19 protein-coding genes and 1 riboswitch are annotated in these 19,381 nt (G+C 59.5%); of the genes, 10 read left to right on the top strand and 9 right to left on the bottom strand.

The window, feature by feature from the left end; all coding sequences use genetic code 11:
- Positions 1-20 precede the first annotated feature (20 nt).
- Positions 21-1,430, bottom strand: a complete 1,410-nt coding sequence (gene ahcY, locus AOA61_RS09875; RefSeq protein WP_032884071.1) for an adenosylhomocysteinase — start codon at positions 1,428-1,430, stop codon at positions 21-23.
- Between the two features lie 21 nt (positions 1,431-1,451).
- Positions 1,452-1,558, bottom strand: a riboswitch (S-adenosyl-L-homocysteine riboswitch).
- Positions 1,559-1,756: 198 nt separating this feature from the next.
- On the opposite strand from ahcY, the gene AOA61_RS09870 reads away from it, so the two are divergent.
- Together AOA61_RS09870 and AOA61_RS09865 are read left to right on the top strand one after the other, a co-directional pair.
- The gene (locus AOA61_RS09870; RefSeq protein ID WP_032884068.1) at positions 1,757-2,161 is read left to right on the top strand and encodes an acyl-CoA thioesterase; all 405 of its coding nucleotides are present in this window, start codon (positions 1,757-1,759) and stop codon (positions 2,159-2,161) included.
- Between the two features lie 77 nt (positions 2,162-2,238).
- On the top strand, positions 2,239-3,126 hold the full coding sequence (locus AOA61_RS09865; protein ID WP_032884067.1) for a formate/nitrite transporter family protein: 888 nt from the start codon (positions 2,239-2,241) through the stop codon (positions 3,124-3,126).
- On the opposite strand, the gene AOA61_RS09860 is transcribed toward AOA61_RS09865, so the two are convergent.
- Positions 3,120-4,379, bottom strand: a complete 1,260-nt coding sequence (locus AOA61_RS09860) for a sodium:proton antiporter (protein ID WP_032884066.1) — start codon at positions 4,377-4,379, stop codon at positions 3,120-3,122. The two genes, AOA61_RS09865 and AOA61_RS09860, sit on opposite strands and share 7 nt — an antisense overlap.
- A gap of 205 nt (positions 4,380-4,584) precedes the next feature.
- Between AOA61_RS09860 and AOA61_RS09855 the strand changes: the two genes are divergently transcribed.
- Positions 4,585-4,971: an MAPEG family protein gene (locus tag AOA61_RS09855; protein WP_032884065.1), complete on the top strand. Its 387-nt coding sequence runs from the start codon at positions 4,585-4,587 to the stop codon at positions 4,969-4,971.
- 57 nt (positions 4,972-5,028) lie between these two features.
- On the opposite strand, the gene AOA61_RS09850 is transcribed toward AOA61_RS09855, so the two are convergent.
- Positions 5,029-6,216: a murein transglycosylase A gene (locus tag AOA61_RS09850; RefSeq protein ID WP_099601680.1), complete on the bottom strand. Its 1,188-nt coding sequence runs from the start codon at positions 6,214-6,216 to the stop codon at positions 5,029-5,031.
- 128 nt (positions 6,217-6,344) lie between these two features.
- On the opposite strand from AOA61_RS09850, the gene AOA61_RS09845 reads away from it, so the two are divergent.
- Entirely contained in the window at positions 6,345-6,794 is a 450-nt protein-coding gene (locus AOA61_RS09845) for a cytochrome c (protein WP_099601679.1), read from the top strand.
- A gap of 6 nt (positions 6,795-6,800) precedes the next feature.
- On the opposite strand, the gene AOA61_RS09840 is transcribed toward AOA61_RS09845, so the two are convergent.
- The 5 genes from AOA61_RS09840 to AOA61_RS09820 form a co-directional block, all read right to left on the bottom strand.
- Positions 6,801-7,196 carry a DUF1090 domain-containing protein gene (locus AOA61_RS09840; protein ID WP_095185109.1) on the bottom strand — a complete coding sequence of 132 codons (396 nt, stop codon included), beginning with the start codon at positions 7,194-7,196 and terminating at the stop codon, positions 6,801-6,803.
- Positions 7,197-7,263: 67 nt separating this feature from the next.
- Entirely contained in the window at positions 7,264-8,928 is a 1,665-nt protein-coding gene (gene ligB / locus AOA61_RS09835; RefSeq protein WP_099601678.1) for an NAD-dependent DNA ligase LigB, read from the bottom strand.
- Positions 8,929-9,023: 95 nt separating this feature from the next.
- A complete protein-coding gene (locus AOA61_RS09830) occupies positions 9,024-9,374 on the bottom strand; it encodes a DUF1090 family protein (protein WP_032884059.1) in 351 nt (116 codons plus the stop codon).
- 214 nt (positions 9,375-9,588) lie between these two features.
- Positions 9,589-10,779 (bottom strand): methionine adenosyltransferase, encoded by a 1,191-nt coding sequence (gene metK / locus AOA61_RS09825; protein ID WP_032884058.1) that lies wholly within the window; start codon positions 10,777-10,779, stop codon positions 9,589-9,591.
- Positions 10,780-10,797: 18 nt separating this feature from the next.
- Positions 10,798-11,793 carry a metalloregulator ArsR/SmtB family transcription factor gene (locus AOA61_RS09820; protein WP_099601677.1) on the bottom strand — a complete coding sequence of 332 codons (996 nt, stop codon included), beginning with the start codon at positions 11,791-11,793 and terminating at the stop codon, positions 10,798-10,800.
- A gap of 272 nt (positions 11,794-12,065) precedes the next feature.
- Here AOA61_RS09820 and tkt point away from each other — a divergent pair, with 272 nt between their 5' ends.
- The 6 genes from tkt to fba all read left to right on the top strand — a co-directional run bounded on the left by tkt (position 12,066) and on the right by fba (position 18,434).
- Entirely contained in the window at positions 12,066-14,063 is a 1,998-nt protein-coding gene (gene tkt / locus AOA61_RS09815; protein WP_099601676.1) for a transketolase, read from the top strand.
- Between the two features lie 138 nt (positions 14,064-14,201).
- Positions 14,202-15,257: an erythrose-4-phosphate dehydrogenase gene (gene epd / locus AOA61_RS09810; RefSeq protein ID WP_032884053.1), complete on the top strand. Its 1,056-nt coding sequence runs from the start codon at positions 14,202-14,204 to the stop codon at positions 15,255-15,257.
- Positions 15,258-15,283: 26 nt separating this feature from the next.
- Entirely contained in the window at positions 15,284-16,447 is a 1,164-nt protein-coding gene (locus AOA61_RS09805; protein WP_032884052.1) for a phosphoglycerate kinase, read from the top strand.
- Positions 16,448-16,476: 29 nt separating this feature from the next.
- Positions 16,477-16,704: a hypothetical protein gene (locus AOA61_RS09800; RefSeq protein WP_032884051.1), complete on the top strand. Its 228-nt coding sequence runs from the start codon at positions 16,477-16,479 to the stop codon at positions 16,702-16,704.
- A gap of 60 nt (positions 16,705-16,764) precedes the next feature.
- Positions 16,765-17,097 carry an MliC family protein gene (locus AOA61_RS09795; protein ID WP_017531025.1) on the top strand — a complete coding sequence of 111 codons (333 nt, stop codon included), beginning with the start codon at positions 16,765-16,767 and terminating at the stop codon, positions 17,095-17,097.
- Positions 17,098-17,369: 272 nt separating this feature from the next.
- Positions 17,370-18,434, top strand: coding sequence for a class II fructose-bisphosphate aldolase (fba, locus tag AOA61_RS09790; RefSeq protein WP_032884050.1), 1,065 nt, complete (start codon positions 17,370-17,372; stop codon positions 18,432-18,434).
- A 161-nt stretch (positions 18,435-18,595) separates the two neighbouring features.
- Here the strand turns inward: fba and AOA61_RS09785 are convergent, their stop codons facing one another.
- Positions 18,596-19,375 (bottom strand): hypothetical protein, encoded by a 780-nt coding sequence (locus AOA61_RS09785; RefSeq protein ID WP_099601675.1) that lies wholly within the window; start codon positions 19,373-19,375, stop codon positions 18,596-18,598.
- Between the last annotated feature and the right edge of the window lie 6 nt (positions 19,376-19,381).

Below are 19,381 nucleotides of genomic sequence, written 5' to 3'. Positions count from 1 at the left end.
AGAGAGCGGGCACAGGCAAATCAGTAGCGGTAAGCGTGCGGCTTGAACGGGCCTTCGACGGTCACGCCGATGTAGTCGGCCTGGGTCTTGGTCAGTTGTGTCACTACGCCGCCGAAGCCGCGGACCATTTCCAGGGCCACTTCTTCGTCGAGTTTCTTCGGCAGTACTTCCACGGTCAGGCGCTCGGCTTTCTGGGCTGGCGACAGGTCGGCGTACTTCTGGCCGAACAGGAAGATCTGGGCCAGTACCTGGTTGGCAAATGAACCATCCATGATGCGGCTCGGGTGGCCGGTTGCGTTGCCCAGGTTAACCAGACGGCCTTCAGCCAGCAGGATCAGGTAGTCATCGTTCTGCGGGTCGAAATCGCCAGCGCCGGTACGGTGAACCTTGTGTACCTGCGGCTTCACTTCTTCCCATGCCCAGTTCTTGCGCATGAAAGCGGTGTCGATCTCGTTGTCGAAGTGACCGATGTTGCAGACAACGGCGCGCTTCTTCAGGGCTTTGAGCATGTTCGCGTCGCAAACATTCACGTTACCGGTGGTGGTCACGATCAGGTCGATCTTGCCCAGCAGGGCTTTGTCGATGCTCGCTTCGGTGCCGTCATTGACGCCGTCGATGAACGGCGAAACCACTTCGAAACCGTCCATGCAGGCTTGCATGGCGCAGATCGGGTCGACTTCGGAGACCTTAACGATCATGCCTTCCTGGCGCAGGGACTGGGACGAACCCTTACCCACGTCACCGTAGCCGATCACCAGGGCTTGCTTGCCCGACAGCAGGTGGTCGGTGCCGCGCTTGATGGCGTCGTTCAGGCTGTGACGGCAGCCGTACTTGTTGTCGTTCTTGCTCTTGGTCACCGAGTCGTTGACGTTGATGGCCGGGATCTTCAGCTCTCCCTTGGCCAGCATGTCCAGCAGGCGGTGTACGCCGGTGGTGGTTTCTTCGGTGACGCCGTGGACACGGTCCAGGATCGCCGGGTATTTCTTGTGCAGCAGCTCGGTCAGGTCGCCGCCGTCGTCGAGGATCATGTTGGCGTCCCAAGGCGCGCCATCTTTGAGGATGGTTTGTTCCAGGCACCACTCGTACTCTTCTTCGGTCTCGCCTTTCCAGGCATAAACCGCGATACCGGCAGCGGCGATAGCTGCGGCGGCCTGGTCTTGAGTCGAGAAGATATTGCAGGACGACCAGCGTACTTCGGCACCCAGGGCAACCAGGGTTTCGATCAGCACGGCAGTCTGGATGGTCATGTGGATGCAGCCGAGGATCTTCGCGCCTTTGAGTGGTTGCTCAGCGGCGTACTTGCGGCGCAGACCCATCAGGGCTGGCATTTCGGATTCGGCGATAAAGGTTTCGCGACGGCCCCAGGCAGCGAGGGACATGTCGGCGACTTTGTAGTCGGTGAAATCTGCAGGCGTGTTGACAGCGCTCATGAAGAGCCTCCATTCGTAGTGTGCGAATGGGCGCCGTTGTGCGTTTAGTATCAGGCCAGGGGAATCAGGCCGGACAACGCCCCATCCGAGCCTGACAGGCCTAGCCTGCTGCAGCGCCCCTCGGACAGGTGGCGGGAGAACGGTATCAATCGAAGATGACCGTTTTGAAACGGGGGCGATTATAGCCGTGTGCGCCAGACTTCCCAAGCCTTTCTGTCGGCGGCATGAAGATCGTTCATGGGCTTGATAGGCAATGGCTCATAGAGCTTGGGCCTGGGCTCTGCCATGATGTCGCCCATCATTCGGCAAGACGCTTTGGAGTGACCATGAACTTCCACACCCGCAAATGGGTAAAACCTGAAGACCTCAACCCCAACGGCACCCTGTTCGGTGGCAGCCTGCTGCGCTGGATCGACGAAGAAGCAGCCATCTACGCCATTGTCCAACTGGGCAACCAACGGGTGGTGACCAAGTACATCTCCGAAATCAACTTCGTCAGTGCCTCGCGCCAGGGCGACATCATCGAACTGGGCATCACCGCCACCGAGTTCGGCCGCACCTCCATCACCTTGACCTGTGAAGTGCGCAACAAGATCACCCGCAAGAGCATCCTCACGGTTGAGAAAATGGTCTTCGTCAACCTCGGCGAAGACGGATTGCCGGCGCCTCACGGGCGTACCGAGATCAAGTACGTCAAAGACCAGTTCCAGGACGACGGCGTCAGCGAATAATCCTGCGTCGGACCAGTGAACGCTATTGATCGGCCATAGGTCGTACCTGAACACCGCCCCCCCGTTCAGGTATCGCCATGGCCACGCAACAAGACGGCAAGACCCCCAACTTATCCCAGGAAGAGCAACAGGACGTCGACGACAACCAGCCGCCCCGCGCTGCGGTCCTGCATGAAATTATCCGCACCCAGGGAGATCAGGAGCTGGAGCGCAGTGTTGCCGCTTTGTGGTGGTCGGCACTGGCGGCCGGACTGACCATGGGCCTGTCGCTGATGGCCATGGGACTGCTCAATTCACGTCTTCCCGAGGGTGAAGCCTTCAAGGTGATTGCCAGCTTCGGCTACTGCGCGGGCTTCCTCGCGGTAATCCTTGCGCGGCAGCAACTGTTCACCGAAAACACCCTGACCGCGGTGCTGCCGGTGATGAGCAAGCCGACCTTTGGCAATGCCGGGCGCCTGTTACGGCTGTGGTCGGTGGTGCTGGTGGGTAATCTTTGCGGCACCCTGTTGGTGGCGTATGTGATGCTGCACTTGCCGATCTTCGACACAAAGACCGACCAGGCCTTCCTGGAAATCGGGCGCAAGATCATGGAGAACGACACCGGCCAGATGTTTGCCAAAGGCATCGTCTCCGGCTGGATGATCGCCACCATGGTGTGGATGATCCCGTCGATGGAAAGCGCCAAGATGTGGATCATTATCCTGATCACCTACCTGATGGCGCTGGGGGATTTCACCCATATCGTGGTGGGGTCTGCGGAAGTGTCTTATCTGGTATTCGCCGGCGAGTTGCCGTGGAAGGATTTCTGGCTGGTGTTTGCCGGCCCGACTCTGGCCGGCAATATCATCGGTGGCAGCTTTATCTTTGCCTTGATCAGCCATGCGCAGATTCGCAGTGAAGGCAGCTTGCCGGGTAAGAAGGCTGCGGACCCAAGGCATCCGCAACCTATCGACAAGGATCAGTGAGCGTCAGGCGTGGCCTGGGGGTCGTCCCGGGTCACGCGTTTGACCAGTTTGCCGATGCTCAAACCCTGCAGCAGGATCGACGACAGCACCACGATGTAGGTGATGCTCAGCAGCAGATCGCGCTCCGGCCCCAGTGGCAGGGCCAGCGCCAGTGCCACCGAAACCCCGCCGCGCAAGCCGCCCCAGGTGAGGATACGGATGGTGCCGCGCGGCACGGTACGCCAGCGGCGCAGCAGCAGGATCGCCGGGGCCACAGTTAGCAGGCGTGAGAGCAGGATCGCCACTGCCAGCAAACTGGCCGCGAATACGTGCAGCCAATTGAACGGCAACAGCAGCAATTCCATGCCGATCAGCGCAAACAGCAGAGCGTTGAGCATGTCGTCGAGCAATTCCCAGAAACCGTCCAGGTAGCGACGGGTCATGTCGTTCATCGCCAGCTTGCGCCCGAGGTTACCGATGATCAGCCCGGCCACCACCATCGCAATCGGGGCGGAGACGTGCAGCTCGGTGGCCATCGCTGAGCCGCCGATCACCAGGGCGAGGGTCAGCATGACTTCGATCTGGTGCTGTTCGATGCTCTTGATCATCAGGTAGACCAGATAGCCGATCAGCCCCCCGAACGCCACGCCGCCAACGGCTTCATGGACAAACAACATGGCTGTGGCGCCCACGGTAGGCGTCTCGCCCAATTGTGCGATGCCCAGCAGCACGGTAAATACCACCACCGCTGTACCGTCGTTGAACAGCGACTCGCCGACGATGGTGGTTTTCAGCGGTTTCGACGCATTGGCGGTTCGCAATACACCGAGTACCGCAATCGGGTCCGTGGGTGAGATGAGTGCGCCGAACAGCAAGCAGTAGAGGAAGCTCACGTGCCAGCCGAACAGGGCAAAAATGTAGTACGCCAGACTGCCGATCACTACGGTGGCGATCAACACGCCGAAGGTTGCCAGCAGGCCGATGGGCCAGCGGTAGCTGCGCAGATCGTTGAGGTTGACGTGCAAAGCGCCGGCGAACAGCAGGAATGACAGCATCCAGTTCATCAGCAAGTCGCCGAAGTCGATCTGGCCGATCAGTTGCTGGATACGCTCCTCAAGGCCTGGGTAGCCGAGCACGCTCAAGCCTTGCAGGATCAGGGAAAACAGCAGGGCCGTGACCATCACACCGATGGTGGGCGGCAGTCCGATAAAACGGAAGTTCACATAGGTGAGCAGGGTGGTGAGGCAAATGAAGGCGGCGACAAGTTCAAGCATCCGGGGTCCTTGGAGTGGGAAAGATCAGTCATGAGTGGGTGGATGGACCGCCACAACGGCCTGAGGTTGCAGGCAGGGCGCAAAACACCGGTAGAACCTTTTGGCGTGTGGCGGCTCATAGCGGTGGGTGCGGCTTGCCAGAATTGGTGCTAAAACTCTAATTTCTGTTTCAAATTAAAAATAGAAAACTAAAAAGGAATCAGTGATGACGGTAGCTTTCTGGTGTGTGTTGATCGCAATTTTCTTGCCTTACCTGTGCACAGGGTTGGCCAAGTTCAGTCAGGGCAAGTTCGGGCCTCGGCAGAACCATGACCCTCGCGCTTTTCTGGAGACTCTCGATGGGTTCGCTCGGCGCGCCCACAACGCCCAGCTCAACAGCTTTGAAGTCACCCCGGCATTTGCGGCGGCGGTGATTATCGCGCACCTGGCGGGTACGGCCGAACTGGTGACCATCAATGTACTGGCCGTGCTGTTTATCACCAGCCGCCTCTTGTACATCATTTGCTACGTGGCCGACTGGGCGATCCTGCGTTCACTGGTGTGGTTCGTGGGCATGGCGTTGATTGCGAGTTTCTTCTTTGTCTCGATCTGAGCCGTGACGCAGATCCACTTGTGAGGGGCGGCAAGTCCAACCGCCCCCACAGTTGATCTAGAGTATCTCCGGCACCTGCGGCAACGCTGCGCCCTTGGGCCATAGCATCCAGATTTGCCCTTGCTGCTTCATGTTCCCCGCCAGCTCACCTGCCGCATCGCCGGTGCCCCAGAACAAATCCGCACGCACCTCACCGGTAATTGCACCGCCGGTGTCCTGGGCCGCGACCGGTCGAACGATCGGCGAACCATCGGGCTTTGTCGTCGACAGCCACAGCAGGCTGCCCAGCGGGATGACTTTGCGATCCACCGCCACGCTGTAGCCGGCGGTCAACGGCACGTTCAGCGAGCCACGTGGGCCTTCGTTGCTGTCGGGGCGAGCACTGAAGAACACGTAGCTGGGGTTGCTCGCCAGCAGTTCCGGGATTCGCTCCGGGTGCGCCTTCGCCCAGGCGCTGATGGCGCCCATGGTCACGTCTTCTTTTTTCAACTCGCCTTGCTCCACCAGCCAGCGGCCGATAGGGCGGTAGGGATAGCCGTTCTGGTCGCCGTAACCGACGCGCAGTTGGCGCCCGTCTTTCAATTGAATGCGGCCTGAACCCTGGATTTGCAGAAATTGCAGGTCCATCGGGTTGGTCAGCCAGGCGATCGGCTTAGCTGTGGAGCCTTGGCCGTTGATGGCGCTGGCATCGTCATAAGGCTTGAGCACGCGACCTTCAAGACGACCGCGCAGGCGCTTGCCTTTCAGTTCAGGATAAATGCTTTCCAGGTTGACGATGATCAGGTCATCCGGCACGCCATACACCGGCACGTGGGCGGTGGCAGTCTTGGTCAGGCTGCCGGGGTAGACCGGTTCGTAGTAGCCGGTGATTAAACCGTTAGGGGTGTTCTCGGACGAGCGCAAGCCGAACACATCCAGACGCTCCTTGAGAAAGCCTCGCACCGCCACAGCATTGCCCGGCACGCTGGCCGCTGCCGCGCAGGTCGCGCCCCATACAGGGTCGGCCTTCAGGCGTTGGCAAGCACTGCGCCATGACTCAAAGCCGGCCAGCAGGTCGCTGTCGGACACCGCCGGCAGTGCTTCCCAAGGTGCGTTTACATAGGTGGCGACGGCGTGGGGTTTGGCAACTTCATCTTTGGCCGTGTCTTTGCCGGTGTCCTTGCCCGCGTCGCAGCCGGCCAGCAGCGCAATCATCGGCAGAGCCCATGCCAGGCGGCGGCTCCAGGGTTTCAATGTGAGACTCATACATGTAATTCCTGAAACGGTTGCCCGCGCCGTAGCGCCGTTGGGCAACCCTTATTATTAATAGGGCTATTGGTCTTTGCGGGTGGGGCGAGGATACTGGCCGCCGTTTCCCGTGACCCTGAGCCACCATGACTTTAAAAAAATTGACGGTTGTATTGTTGGCCTGCCTGGCAGTGTCTGCCTGCGGCGGTGTCGATCCGAATTCGCCCTTGGGCCAGCGCAAGGCGATCTTCAAGCAGATGCTCAAGACCGGTGAAGACCTGGGCGGCATGTTGCGCGGACGCATTGCGTTCGACGGGGCGAAGTTCGCTGAGGGCGCGGTCAAGCTCGATGCGTTGTCCCATGAACCTTGGAAACACTTTCCGAGCGTGCGCGAGGAAGATCACACCAGCGCCAAGGATGACGTGTGGCAAAAACAAGCGCAATTCCAGCAGTTGGCCCGCGACCTGGAGGCGGCCACCGGTGAATTGGTGATCGCCAGCCAAGTGCAGCCCTACAAGGCCAGTAACCTTTCCCCTGCCGTACAGAAAGTCGAAGATGCCTGCAGTGCCTGCCATAAACAGTTTCGGGACCACTGACCGGTTTTACTGGTCAAGTTCTTCCACGGCGTCCTGCAGTTCCTTGCGGGACTCGGCAAGTTTGTCCTTACGCTTGTTGATCTTCTCCGCGTCGCCCTTTTTCATTGCCTTGTCGAGGTCCGCCTGACGGCGGCTGACGTCGTGCTTGGCGTCGAGCACCTTGTTTTCCCGCTCCTTGCGCAGCGAGGCGTCGGTGCAATTGGCGGTGACTTCGCTCAGGGCTTTTTCCAGGCCGGCTTGTTGGTCGCTGTTGCCATGGGCCTTGGCTTGTTCGATCTGGGTACTGATGGCTTGGCGCTTAGCGGCGCAGCCGGTGAGTTGGGTGGCTTCTTCGGCGGCCAGCAGCGGCGTGGCCATGAAGCTTGCGACGGTCAGCAGGGCAAAAGGGGCGAGGAATTTCATGTGGGGCTCCAGATTCGCAAAGGGCAGGGTGAATTCTGCGGTGGTTTAAAGGTGGCTGGGGGCGCGTTCAAAACCCGTCTATTCCGGCCACACGTAATGTTTCAGCTAAGGACTGTACCTGCGGGTCGCGAAAAAAAGCGCTCAGTTGCGCTGCACGAGCCGGACCTATGCCATCGATCTCCAACCAGGCCTGGGTGTCTCTGGCAACCAGTGTCTGCCAGTTTCCTTCCAGGTTGCTGCGGGCCGCAGGCGGCACACCCAAGGCTTTTAGCCATTGTGCAAAGGGTCGTTGCCGAGCGCTGTGAAGGCTGTCGAGCAGTCGGGTGCGGCTGCGCTCACCCAAGCCATCAATGTTAGCAAGCTCTGCCGCATCCAGGGTTAACCAATCGAGAAAGCCTGCGATTAGACCGGCCTGGATCAATACGTTCCACGTCTCGCGCCCCATGTGCGGTAACGCCAGGCCCTGGTTGCTGCTCAGCCAGGTCAGGCGTGCGAGCAACTGTTCTTCGCAGCCTGGGTCCAGTTGCCAGCAACTCAGGGCGTGAAAGTCTCGCGGGTCGGGCACTGGCAGGTCGATCCGCGTGGGATTGCGCAGGATCACGTGGTCCAACCGAGGGATCACCTGGCCCGCCAGGCTGATGGATACTTGGTCGCCAGGGCGAATATCCAGCGCTTGCCAGTGTTTCAAGGAGCCGACGCTGACCCGGCGGATCTGCCGATCGTCCAGCCGCACCGGCTCCAACTCCAGAATGGGGGTGATGCGCCCCGTGCGGCCGATCTTGAACTGCACCTTGCGTACCAGAGCCAACGCCTTGGAAGTGGGGTACTTCCAGGCGACCGCCCAGTAGGGGGCGCTGACTTGCCAGCGTTTGCCGGGCGCTCGTGATGCTTGGTGCAGCACCACTCCATCACTGGCGAAGGGCAGTGAGTGGTTGTACCAATACATGCGCCAGTGCGCGGCTTCGGTGAGAGTTCGGATGGGCTGGCTGTAACGCAGGCTGTCGGTGAAACCCCATCGTGCCAGGGTGGCCAGGCGCTCGGTAAATACGCTTGGGCCGTCCGGCCAGGCCCAGATAAACAGGCCTATACCAGCGGCGTCGGCGTCACTCAGCTGTCGACGGTTCATCAGGCCGGCCACCTTGCTGCGGGCATTGAGCCCACCAGTGGTCGATTGCACGTGGTCGTCCAAGCGCCAATAGAGCTCGCCTTGCAGTACCACGTCGATGGGCTCCGGCAGTTGCTGGACAATGCCGGGGATCCTGCGGGCGGAAGCTGACCAGTCCTGACCAAGTGCGCCATCGCCGCGGCTGATCACTTGCTCCAACCGGCCCTGACGATACACCAGCGTCACTGCAACCCCGTCGACCTTGGGTTGAATCCACACGTCTTGTCGGCTATCGAGCCAGGCACCGACGGCCTGTTCATCCAGCAGTTTTTCCAGGCCAGTATGAGCAACGGGATGCCGGAAGGTGCCCCGAGCGCCGGCCAGCGGGTTGTCAGGTTTTGCGAGGGTTTGAGGGAAGCACTGGCGCCAATGGGCCAGGCGCTGGCGGGCTTGGTCGTAGAGTTCATCGTGGACGGGTGATTGGCCGAGGCGGTGGTAGCTGTCGTCCCACAGACGGACCTGTTCGGCCAGGGTGTCGACCTGGGTTCTGGCCTCATCGGTACAGGCTTCGGCCCATGCCAAAAAGGGCAACGCGCTGAGTGACAGAGCAATCAGTAAACGCATCATGAGCATCCTTGCTCGGAAAGGGTGCCCAGCCTAAATGAACCTCCCGGCCACAAAAAAGCCCCGACAGTGCGGGGCTTTTTACCGGGTGTTTCTGCTTACTTGAACAGACCGCCCAAGGCTTTCACGGCATCCGGCTTGTCAGCCTTGGCTTCCTGGGTTTGCTGCTTGGCATCGGCTTTGGCCTGGGCTTCAGACAGTTTGTCACAACCTTTGTTGATCTGGTCTTGCGCCGCTTTGAAGGCCTTCACTTTGAAGGTGTCTTTGCTGGCTTCGGCCGCATCGATTTTGGTTTGCAGGTCCGCGGCTTGCTTCTGGCAGTCGCCGGAGTTACCGCCACCCAACTGGGAGCTCAGGGCGCCACTCAGTGCGCTCAGATCGGCGGCGTGGGCCGGCAGGGCGAACAGGCTGAGCAGAAGGGCAGCAGGGGCGAGCGTGGAGATGCGCATGAAAAACCTCAATGTTCGATTGCCTGCGCGCGTGTCTATCCCGGGCTGGCGCAGGGCAATATCCAAATAAGGTAGAGGGCCCGAGAGGGCGCGGATTCTAGAGGGCCATCATTGGGCCTGCAAGGTTTGGATCCAAAAAATGTGAAGGTGATCGCGCAGGCAATAAAAAACCCTGCCGGGCGAACCCGGCAGGGCTTTTGGGTGCAACGCGTACTTACAGGCCGGCGGCGGTGCGCAGGTCGTTGGCGCGGTCGGTTTTTTCCCACGTGAAGGTGGTGAAGGTATCGTCGCCGACGGTCTTCTGCTCCGGGGTGCGGCCGAAGTGGCCGTAGGCTGCGGTTTCCTGGTACATCGGGTGCAGCAGGTCGAGCATGGTGGTGATCGCGTAAGGGCGCAGGTCGAAGATCTCACGCACCAGCTTAACGATCTTGTCGTCGCTGATCTTGCCGGTACCGAAGGTATTCAGCGAGATCGACGTAGGCTGGGCCACACCAATGGCGTAGGACACCTGGATCTCGCAACGCTCGGCCAAGCCGGCAGCAACGATGTTCTTGGCCACATAACGACCTGCGTAAGCGGCCGAACGGTCAACCTTGGACGGATCTTTACCGGAGAACGCGCCGCCGCCGTGACGAGCCATGCCGCCGTAGCTGTCGACGATGATCTTGCGACCGGTCAGGCCACAGTCGCCCACCGGGCCACCGATGATGAACTGGCCAGTCGGGTTGATGTGGAACTGGGTGTCTTTGCTCAGCAGCTCGGCCGGCAGTACGTGCTTGACGATCAGCTCCATCACGCCTTCACGCAGGTCGGCGTAGGACACGTCCGGGTTGTGCTGGGTCGACAATACAACAGCGTCGATACCGACGACTTTGCCGCCTTCATAGCGGCAGGTCACCTGGGACTTGGCGTCCGGGCGCAGCCATGGCAGCAGGCCGGATTTGCGGGCTTCTGCCTGGCGCTGTACCAACTGGTGCGAGAAAGTGATCGGTGCAGGCATCAGCACGTCGGTTTCGTTGCTGGCATAGCCGAACATCAGGCCTTGGTCGCCGGCACCCTGGTCTTCCGGCTTGGCACGGTCGACACCCTGGTTGATGTCTGGGGACTGCTTGCCGATGATGTTCATCACGCCGCAGGTCGCGCCGTCGAAGCCGACGTCTGAGCTGGTGTAGCCGATGTCGGTGATCACGTCACGGACGATCTGCTCCAGGTCAACCCAGGCGGTGGTGGTCACTTCGCCAGCGATGATCGCTACACCGGTTTTCACCAGAGTCTCGCACGCCACACGGGCGAACTTGTCTTCAGCAATGATGGCGTCCAGCACCGCATCAGAAATCTGGTCGGCGATTTTGTCCGGATGCCCTTCAGACACGGACTCGGAGGTGAAAAGGGAGTATTCGCTCATCTCGATGTTTTCCTGATATTACCGATGGTGAGTGTCGCCAGCCGGTCGCTGAAAATGGCGAACCTGGATCTGGAAACCATTACGTAAGCCTACATAGAGGCTTTCCCCGGGAACGAGCCCCGCAGCGGTGGCCCAACGGGCCAGATCGTCCTGTTCAAAACCCAACCAGAGATCACCGCAGGCCTCCCTGGCCCAATTCTGGTTGTGGCTGCATAAATCCGTAACCAACAGGCTACCGCCGGGGTGCAGCAACCCGGCCATTTGCTTTAACGCGTCGGCGGGGGCGGCGAAATGGTGCAAGACCATGTTCAGCACCACGCAGTCGGCTTTGATCTGTGTGCCGCTCAAAGCGTCAGCCAGTTGCAGGGTCACATTGCGCAGCGATTCACGCTCGCACAACTGGCGCGCCAGTTCGAGCATCGCCGGGCTGTTGTCCAGCGCGGTTACCTGAAGAAAGCGGCGCGCCAACTCCGGCAGAAAACCGCCGTCCCCAGGCCCGACTTCCAACGCGGTCGCCTCATCACTGAAGCTCAGCTTGTCCAATAGCGCCAGCACGCTGTCGCGGTACTGCGGCAGACCGGCGATCAAGTCTTGCTGCGCGCGAAACTTCTCGGCCACCCGTGCGAAAAAATCCTGACTCGCCGCTGCGCGTTGCCCGTGAACCTGGCCGATACGCGACTGTACGTCGGTTGGCAGGCTCAGGTTGTCGACTTCTTCGAGCAGGGAGGCGTGCAGCTTGCCGCCGAGCAGGTCGGTGTGGGGCAGGGCGCGGCGGTAAAAAATTGCATTGCCTTCGCGGCGTGTGGCCACTAGGTCGGCCTGGGACAGCACCTTCAAATGGTGGCTCATGCCGGACTGGCCAATGGCGAAGATCTGCGCCAGTTCCAGGACGCCGAAGGAATCGTTTGCCAGTGCGCGCAAGACGTTCAGACGCAACGGGTCGCCAGCGGCCTTGCACAAGGCTGCAAGTTCATCGCCGTCGTCGGGACGCAGTGAGGGCACGGGTAGATTCATAAGGGCAGCAGTCTAGTGACGGGTGGATATCCTCGCAAGGTCAATATCAAAAAGTTTTGATATTGATCGATAAGTGGCGGTTATAAGCAGCCGCTATAACTTTTAGACGAACAAGTAGGCGGTCAATGCAGGCGATTGCTGCGCAAAGCACAGGAAAAACAGCCACAAGTGACTATCTGTCATTGCCCGCAGGCGGTGGCTGAGGGAAAATGCCGGTCCTTTTTTCCGTTTCTTTTAATCATTCACTCTTCAAAATCCTCAGGAGAACAGCGATGCCCAGCCGTCGTGAGCGTGCCAACGCCATTCGTGCCCTCAGCATGGATGCCGTGCAAAAAGCCAACAGCGGCCATCCCGGTGCCCCGATGGGCATGGCGGATATCGCCGAGGTACTTTGGCGTGATTACCTGAAACACAACCCGAGCAACCCGTCCTTCGCCGACCGTGACCGCTTCGTGCTGTCCAACGGCCACGGCTCGATGCTGATCTACTCGCTGCTGCACCTGACCGGCTACGACGTCACCATCGATGACCTCAAGAGCTTCCGCCAGCTGCATAGCCGCACTCCGGGTCACCCTGAGTTCGGCTACACCCCTGGCGTCGAGACCACCACCGGTCCCCTGGGCCAAGGCCTGGCCAACGCTGTAGGTTTCGCACTGGCTGAAAAAGTCCTGGGCGCGCAATTCAACCGTCCTGGCCACGACATCGTCGATCACCACACCTACGTGTTCCTGGGTGATGGCTGCATGATGGAAGGCATTTCCCACGAAGTCGCTTCCCTGGCCGGTACCTTGGGCCTGGGCAAGCTGATCGCCTTCTACGATGACAACGGCATCTCCATCGATGGCGAAGTCGAAGGATGGTTCACCGACGACACCCCTAAGCGTTTCGAAGCCTACAACTGGCAGGTGATCCGCAATGTCGACGGCCACGATCCGGAAGAGATCAAGACTGCCATCGACACCGCTCGCAAGAGCGCGCAGCCGACCCTGATCTGCTGCAAGACCACCATCGGCTTCGGTTCGCCGAACAAGCAAGGTAAAGAAGACTGCCACGGCGCCCCACTGGGTGACGCGGAAATCGCCTTGACCCGTGAAGCGCTGAAGTGGAACCACGGCCCGTTCGAAATCCCGGCCGACATCTACGCCGAGTGGAGCGCCAAGGAAAAAGGCCTGGCGGCCGAAGCCGAATGGGACCAGCGTTTTGCTGCCTACTCCGCCGAATTCCCAGAGCTGGCCAATGAGCTGGTTCGCCGCCTCGCTGGCGACCTGCCTGCCGACTTCTCGGAAAAAGCCTCGGCCTACATCGCCGAAGTCGCGGCCAAGGGCGAGACCATCGCCAGCCGTAAAGCCAGCCAGAACACCCTGAACGCCTTTGGCCCACTGCTGCCTGAGTTCCTCGGCGGTTCGGCTGACCTGGCCGGTTCCAACCTGACCCTGTGGAAAGGTTGCAAAGGTGTCTCGGCCGAAGACGCCAGCGGCAACTACATGTACTACGGCGTGCGCGAGTTCGGCATGAGCGCCATCATGAACGGCGTGTCCCTGCACGGCGGCCTGGTGCCTTACGGCGCAACCTTCCTGATGTTCATGGAATATGCGCGCAACGCGGTACGTATGGCTGCGCTGATGAAGAAGCGTGTGATCCATGTCTACACCCACGACTCCATCGGTCTGGGCGAAGACGGCCCGACGCACCAGCCGGTCGAGCAACTGACCAGCCTGCGCACCACGCCGAACCTGGATTGCTGGCGCCCAGCCGACGCGGTGGAATCCGCCGTGGCATGGAAGCACGCCATCGAGCGTAAAGACGGCCCTTCGGCGCTGATCTTCTCCCGTCAGAACCTGCAGCACCAAGTGCGTACCGACGCACAGATCGCCGACATCAGCCGTGGCGGCTACGTGCTCAAAGATTGCGTGGGTGAGCCGGAGCTGATCCTGATCTCCACCGGTTCCGAAGTGGGCCTGACCGTTCAGGCCTACGACAAGCTGACTGCCCAAGGCCGTAACGTGCGCGTTGTGTCCATGCCGTGCACCAGCGTGTTCGAAGCCCAGGATGCTGGCTACAAGCAATCGGTCCTGCCGTTGCAGGTCAGCGCGCGTATCGCCATCGAAGCGGCTCACGCCGACTACTGGTACAAGTACGTGGGCCTGGAAGGCCGCGTGATCGGCATGACCACCTACGGTGAGTCGGCGCCGGCTCCAGCCTTGTTCGAAGAGTTCGGTTTCACCCTGGAAAACATCCTGGGTCAGGCTGAAGAGCTGCTGGAAGACTAAGTCAGTCTGCGTTGTCTGAACTGGCGCTATCGCGGGCAAGCCCGCTCCCACATTTGGATCGCGGTCTAATGTGGGAGCGGGCTTGCCCGCGATGGCGATAGTGCATTCAGCACCGAACTAACCTTGATCGAGAACCCCATGCCCCAACCGCGTCCCTACAAAGTTGCACTCAACGGCTACGGCCGCATTGGTCGTTGCGTCTTGCGTGCTCTGTTCGAGCGAGGGGCGGCAGCCGGGTTTGAAATTGTCGCGATCAACGATTTGGCCGACATGGCCAGCATCGAATACCTGACACGCTTTGACTCCACCCACGGCCGCTTCCCTGGCGAAGTGCGGGTTGAGGGCGATTGTCTGCATATCAAAGGCGACTGCGTAAAAGTACTGCGCAGTGCCACCCCCGAGGGCATCGACTGGGCGGCGCTGGGCGTCGACCTGGTGTTGGAATGCTCCGGTGCCTATAACACCCGCGCCGATGGCCAGCGTTTTCTCGACGCCGGCGCGCCGCGTGTGCTGTTTTCCCAGCCAATGGCCAGCGAGGCGGATGTCGACGCCACCATCGTCTACGGCATCAACCAGGATTGCCTGACCGGCCATGAGCTGCTGGTGTCCAACGCCTCCTGCACCACCAACTGCAGCGTGCCGCTGTTGCGCCTGTTGGATCAGGCGATTGGCATCGATTACGTATCGATCACCACCATCCATTCGGCGATGAACGACCAGCCGGTAATCGACGCCTATCACCACGAAGACCTGCGCCGTACGCGTTCGGCGTTCCAGTCAGTGATTCCGGTGTCCACCGGCCTGGCCCGTGGCATCGAACGCCTGCTGCCGGAACTTGCCGGGCGAATTCAGGCCAAAGCCGTACGGGTGCCGACGGTAAACGTGTCTTGCCTGGACATCACCATGCAAACCGTCAGCGACACCGATGCGGTGGAGGTCAACCGGATTCTGCGCGATGCCGCTACCAGCGGCCCGCTCAAAGGCTTACTGGCCTACACCGAGTTGCCCCACGCCAGTTGTGACTTCAACCATGACCCGCATTCGGCAATTGTCGATGCCAGCCAGACCCGCGTTTCCGGCCCGAGGCTGGTGAATATCCTGGCCTGGTTCGATAACGAATGGGGTTTTGCCAACCGCATGCTGGATGTTGCAGAACACTATCTGCACGTTGCCTCATCAAAACCTGCCCTTTAAATAAGTCAATTCAGGAACTGCGACCCATGACCGTGTTGAAGATGACCGACCTCGATCTGCAAGGTAAGCGCGTACTGATTCGCGAAGACCTCAACGTCCCAGTCAAGGACGGTGTTGTCACCAGCGATGCGCGAATCCGGGCTTCGCTGCCGACCATCAAGCTGGCCCTGGAAAAAGGCGCGGCCGTAATGGTCTGCTCCCACCTGGGTCGTCCGACCGAAGGTGAGTTCTCGGAAGAAAACAGCCTCAAGCCTGTGGCCGATTACCTGAGTGAGGCCCTGGGCCGCACAGTGCCGTTGGTGTCTGACTACTTGGGTGGCGTTGACGTCAAGGCCGGCGACATCGTGCTGTTCGAAAACGTGCGCTTCAACAAAGGCGAGAAAAAGAACAGTGACGAACTGGCCCAGCAATACGCAGCCCTGTGCGACGTATTTGTGATGGATGCGTTCGGTACGGCTCACCGTGCTGAGGGTTCCACCCACGGCGTGGCCAAGTTCGCCAAGGTTGCGGCTGCTGGCCCGCTGCTGGCTGCTGAACTGGATGCACTGGGCAAGGCCCTCGGCGCACCGGCCCAGCCGATGGCTGCCATCGTGGCTGGCTCCAAGGTGTCCACCAAGCTGGACGTGCTCAACAGCCTCAGCCAGATCTGCAACCAATTGATCGTCGGCGGTGGCATTGCCAACACCTTCCTGGCCGCAGCCGGCCACCCGGTGGGCAAGTCCCTGTATGAACCGGACCTGCTGGATACCGCTCGCGCCATCGCTGCCAAGGTCAGTGTGCCGTTGCCGGTAGACGTGGTGGTTGCCAAGGAATTCGCTGAAAGCGCCGCCGCCACCGTCAAGCTCATCGCTGACGTGGCTGCCGACGACATGATCCTGGACATCGGGCCGCAAACCGCAGCCAACTTCGCCGAACTGCTGAAAGCCTCCCAGACCATTCTGTGGAACGGCCCGGTCGGCGTGTTCGAGTTTGACCAGTTCGGCAACGGCACCAAAGTGCTGGCCAATGCCATCGCTGAAAGCTCGGCGTTCTCCATCGCCGGCGGTGGCGACACCCTGGCGGCCATCGATAAATATGGTGTGGCTGACCGTATCTCCTACATTTCTACTGGTGGCGGCGCGTTCCTTGAATTCGTCGAAGGCAAAGTGCTGCCCGCCGTTGAAGTGTTGGAAGCCCGAGCCAAAGGCTAAGGCCCGTGATCAGGAAAAGGAGCATTCCCATGATCAAGTCGTTGGCACTGTTGATCGCAGCGGGCCTTCTGGCCGGCTGCGGCAGCACGCCAAGCGCGGCGCAGGAGGCTGGAAAGCCGTTGCCTGTGCAGAAAAAGAGCTGCTACCAGGCTGACTGGCAAGCCGAGACCATGCCGGTGATCAACAAGCGCATCGGCAACGAGCGGCTGGAGAAATACGACTCCGCGCCCAACGGTCAGGAACAGGGTTGCCCTTGACGGGTCTGATCAACTAACCGACAGCATCGGCGGCCTCTGGCGCCGCTGCGAGGATTGGCAATGAAAGGCGTTTTCGCCCTGGCAGCCCTGGCCCTACTGGCCGGTTGCAGCAGCATGAACATGTTCAACAAGGCAGAGCCTGCCGATAAGTGGACCACTTGGACCTGCGACAGCAAGGCCGAGGTCAACTGGCGATTTGCCAACCAGGCCCGTAGCGAGGTGGATGTACGCCTCGGCGGTTCCGACCAGGTTTACCGCCTTAAACAGGACGTTGCCGCTTCGGGCGTGCTGTACAGCAACGACCAGTTGGCGTTTCACACCAAGGGTGAGGAAGGCCTGGTTTACTGGGTTGCCACCGACGATTTGATCGGGCGGGGCTGCAAGGCCCAGTAAACAGAACACGGTCTCGAATGTATTGAGATCCAAATGTGGGAGGGGGCTTGCTCCCGATTGCGGTGGGTCAGTCACCGAAGTCAGCGACTGATAGATCGCTATCGGGAGCAAGCCCCCTCCCACATTGATTCGGTTCCAAATGGCGAGCCGGACACTGCAATAACGATTCAGCAGGCCAGGCATGCAAAACCTGACCGGCAATAACTTGAATAGCAGCCGCCGCTACGGCAGGCTTGCACGATTAACGACCCTCGACCGGGAGAGACAACACAATGGCACTTATCAGCATGCGTCAAATGCTGGACCACGCAGCCGAGTTCGGCTACGGCGTCCCAGCCTTTAACGTCAACAACCTTGAGCAGATGCGCGCCATCATGGAAGCCGCTGACAAGACCGACTCCCCAGTGATCGTCCAGGCTTCGGCCGGTGCCCGCAAATACGCCGGTGCTCCATTCCTGCGTCACCTGATCCTCGCCGCAATCGAAGAGTTTCCGCACATCCCGGTGTGCATGCACCAGGACCACGGCACCAGCCCTGACGTGTGCCAGCGCTCCATCCAACTGGGCTTCAGCTCGGTGATGATGGACGGCTCCCTCGGCGAAGACGGCAAGACCCCAACCGACTACGAATACAACGTGCGCGTAACCCAGCAAACCGTAGCCCTGGCTCACGCCTGCGGCGTCTCGGTTGAAGGCGAACTGGGCTGCCTGGGTTCTCTGGAGACCGGTATGGCCGGCGAAGAAGACGGCATCGGCGCCGAAGGCGTGCTTGATCACAGCCAAATGCTGACCGATCCGGAAGAAGCCGCTGACTTCGTCAAGAAGACCCAGGTCGATGCCCTGGCCATCGCCATCGGCACCAGCCACGGCGCCTACAAGTTCACCAAGCCGCCTACCGGCGACGTGCTGGCCATCGACCGCATCAAGGAAATCCATAAGCGCATCCCTAACACCCACCTGGTGATGCACGGTTCTTCCTCGGTCCCGCAAGAGTGGCTGGCGATCATCAACCAGTACGGCGGCGACATCAAAGAAACCTACGGTGTACCGGTTGAAGAGATCGTTGAAGGCATCAAGCACGGCGTGCGCAAGGTCAACATCGACACCGACCTGCGCCTGGCGTCCACCGGCGCAATGCGTCGCCTGATGGCCACCAACCCGAGCGAGTTCGACCCACGTAAATTCTTCGGCGCCACCGTAACCGCGATGCGTGATGTGTGTATCGCTCGCTACGAAGCCTTCGGCACTGCCGGCAACGGCTCGAAGATCAAGCCGATCTCGCTGGAAGCGATGTACCAGCGTTACCTGAAAGGTGAGTTGAACGCTAAGGTGAATTGAACCGCAAGCGTGAATAAACCCGTGGCGATGCGGGTTTTTGATGAGCAAGCGTAATGTTCGTTGGAGCCTCGCTCGCGGGCATGAAATTTACGGTGTCCTGTAGTTGTGCAATATAACAACCCGTCGTGAGACGGGTTGTTATATTTAGCTGATTTTGGACGTTATACAGGCTCCGCTTCAAAGTGTCCTGCTACAAAATAGAATGAGGCCGTTGGCGTGCTCCTTATGACAATATACTCCATGTTTAAAGTGCTGAAGGTAAACCGGTCTAAACCCTCTGTTGCTGCTTTTATGGGGGTAGTGGTTTTGCCATCCGACCATTCGAATGATAAAGGGCCAACAGCGATATATGAAAAACTCATTTTGTTGAAATTGAGAGGGACATCATCTGTTCCTCGCAAAGAAATTTTTACCGATGCGGCCACGGCCTGCTCTGATCTAAAAACATAGACTTTAGGCCCGAAGAGTGCTTCGCGCTGAATGTCACTAATTACATGTTTTCTAAGGTTAGTCTTGGTCATGGCTTCTATGGATTTGCTGAAAGATCGCTCAATGTTGCCCTCGTGTATGAATTTAAAGTTGTTATTGGTAACAAATTCTTGAATAAGGGCGAATCTCAATTCTTCATCGGCTAAGTTTTCAGTGATTTTTTTCTGAATATCAAGATTTATCGAGACTTGTTTCGGGGTCGCATCAGTTTCAGTCAGCGTCAAAGTAACAGGGCCTGAGATTGAGGCCATTACACTATCTGAAAATATTCCATTCGCTGAGATTTTTATCGTTTTCAGTGGCTTGCTGCTGGCAGCGCCCAGTCGTACCTCTAGTTCCCCATTTGGAAAGCCAATGCCTTCGATTCTGAAAGAGCGGTCAACGAGAGCTGTAGCGCTTGGCGATGCTGTAGAGCCGTTTATTCTTTCGATGATAGGGGTAATGACGCTCATTTGAAT

This window comes from Pseudomonas sp. 2995-1 (genome assembly GCF_002742505.1).
Classification (GTDB): Bacteria; Pseudomonadota; Gammaproteobacteria; order Pseudomonadales; family Pseudomonadaceae; genus Aquipseudomonas; species Aquipseudomonas sivasensis.
Note: the sequence above shows the minus strand (reverse complement) of the source record. Positions and strands in the feature narration are given on the sequence as shown.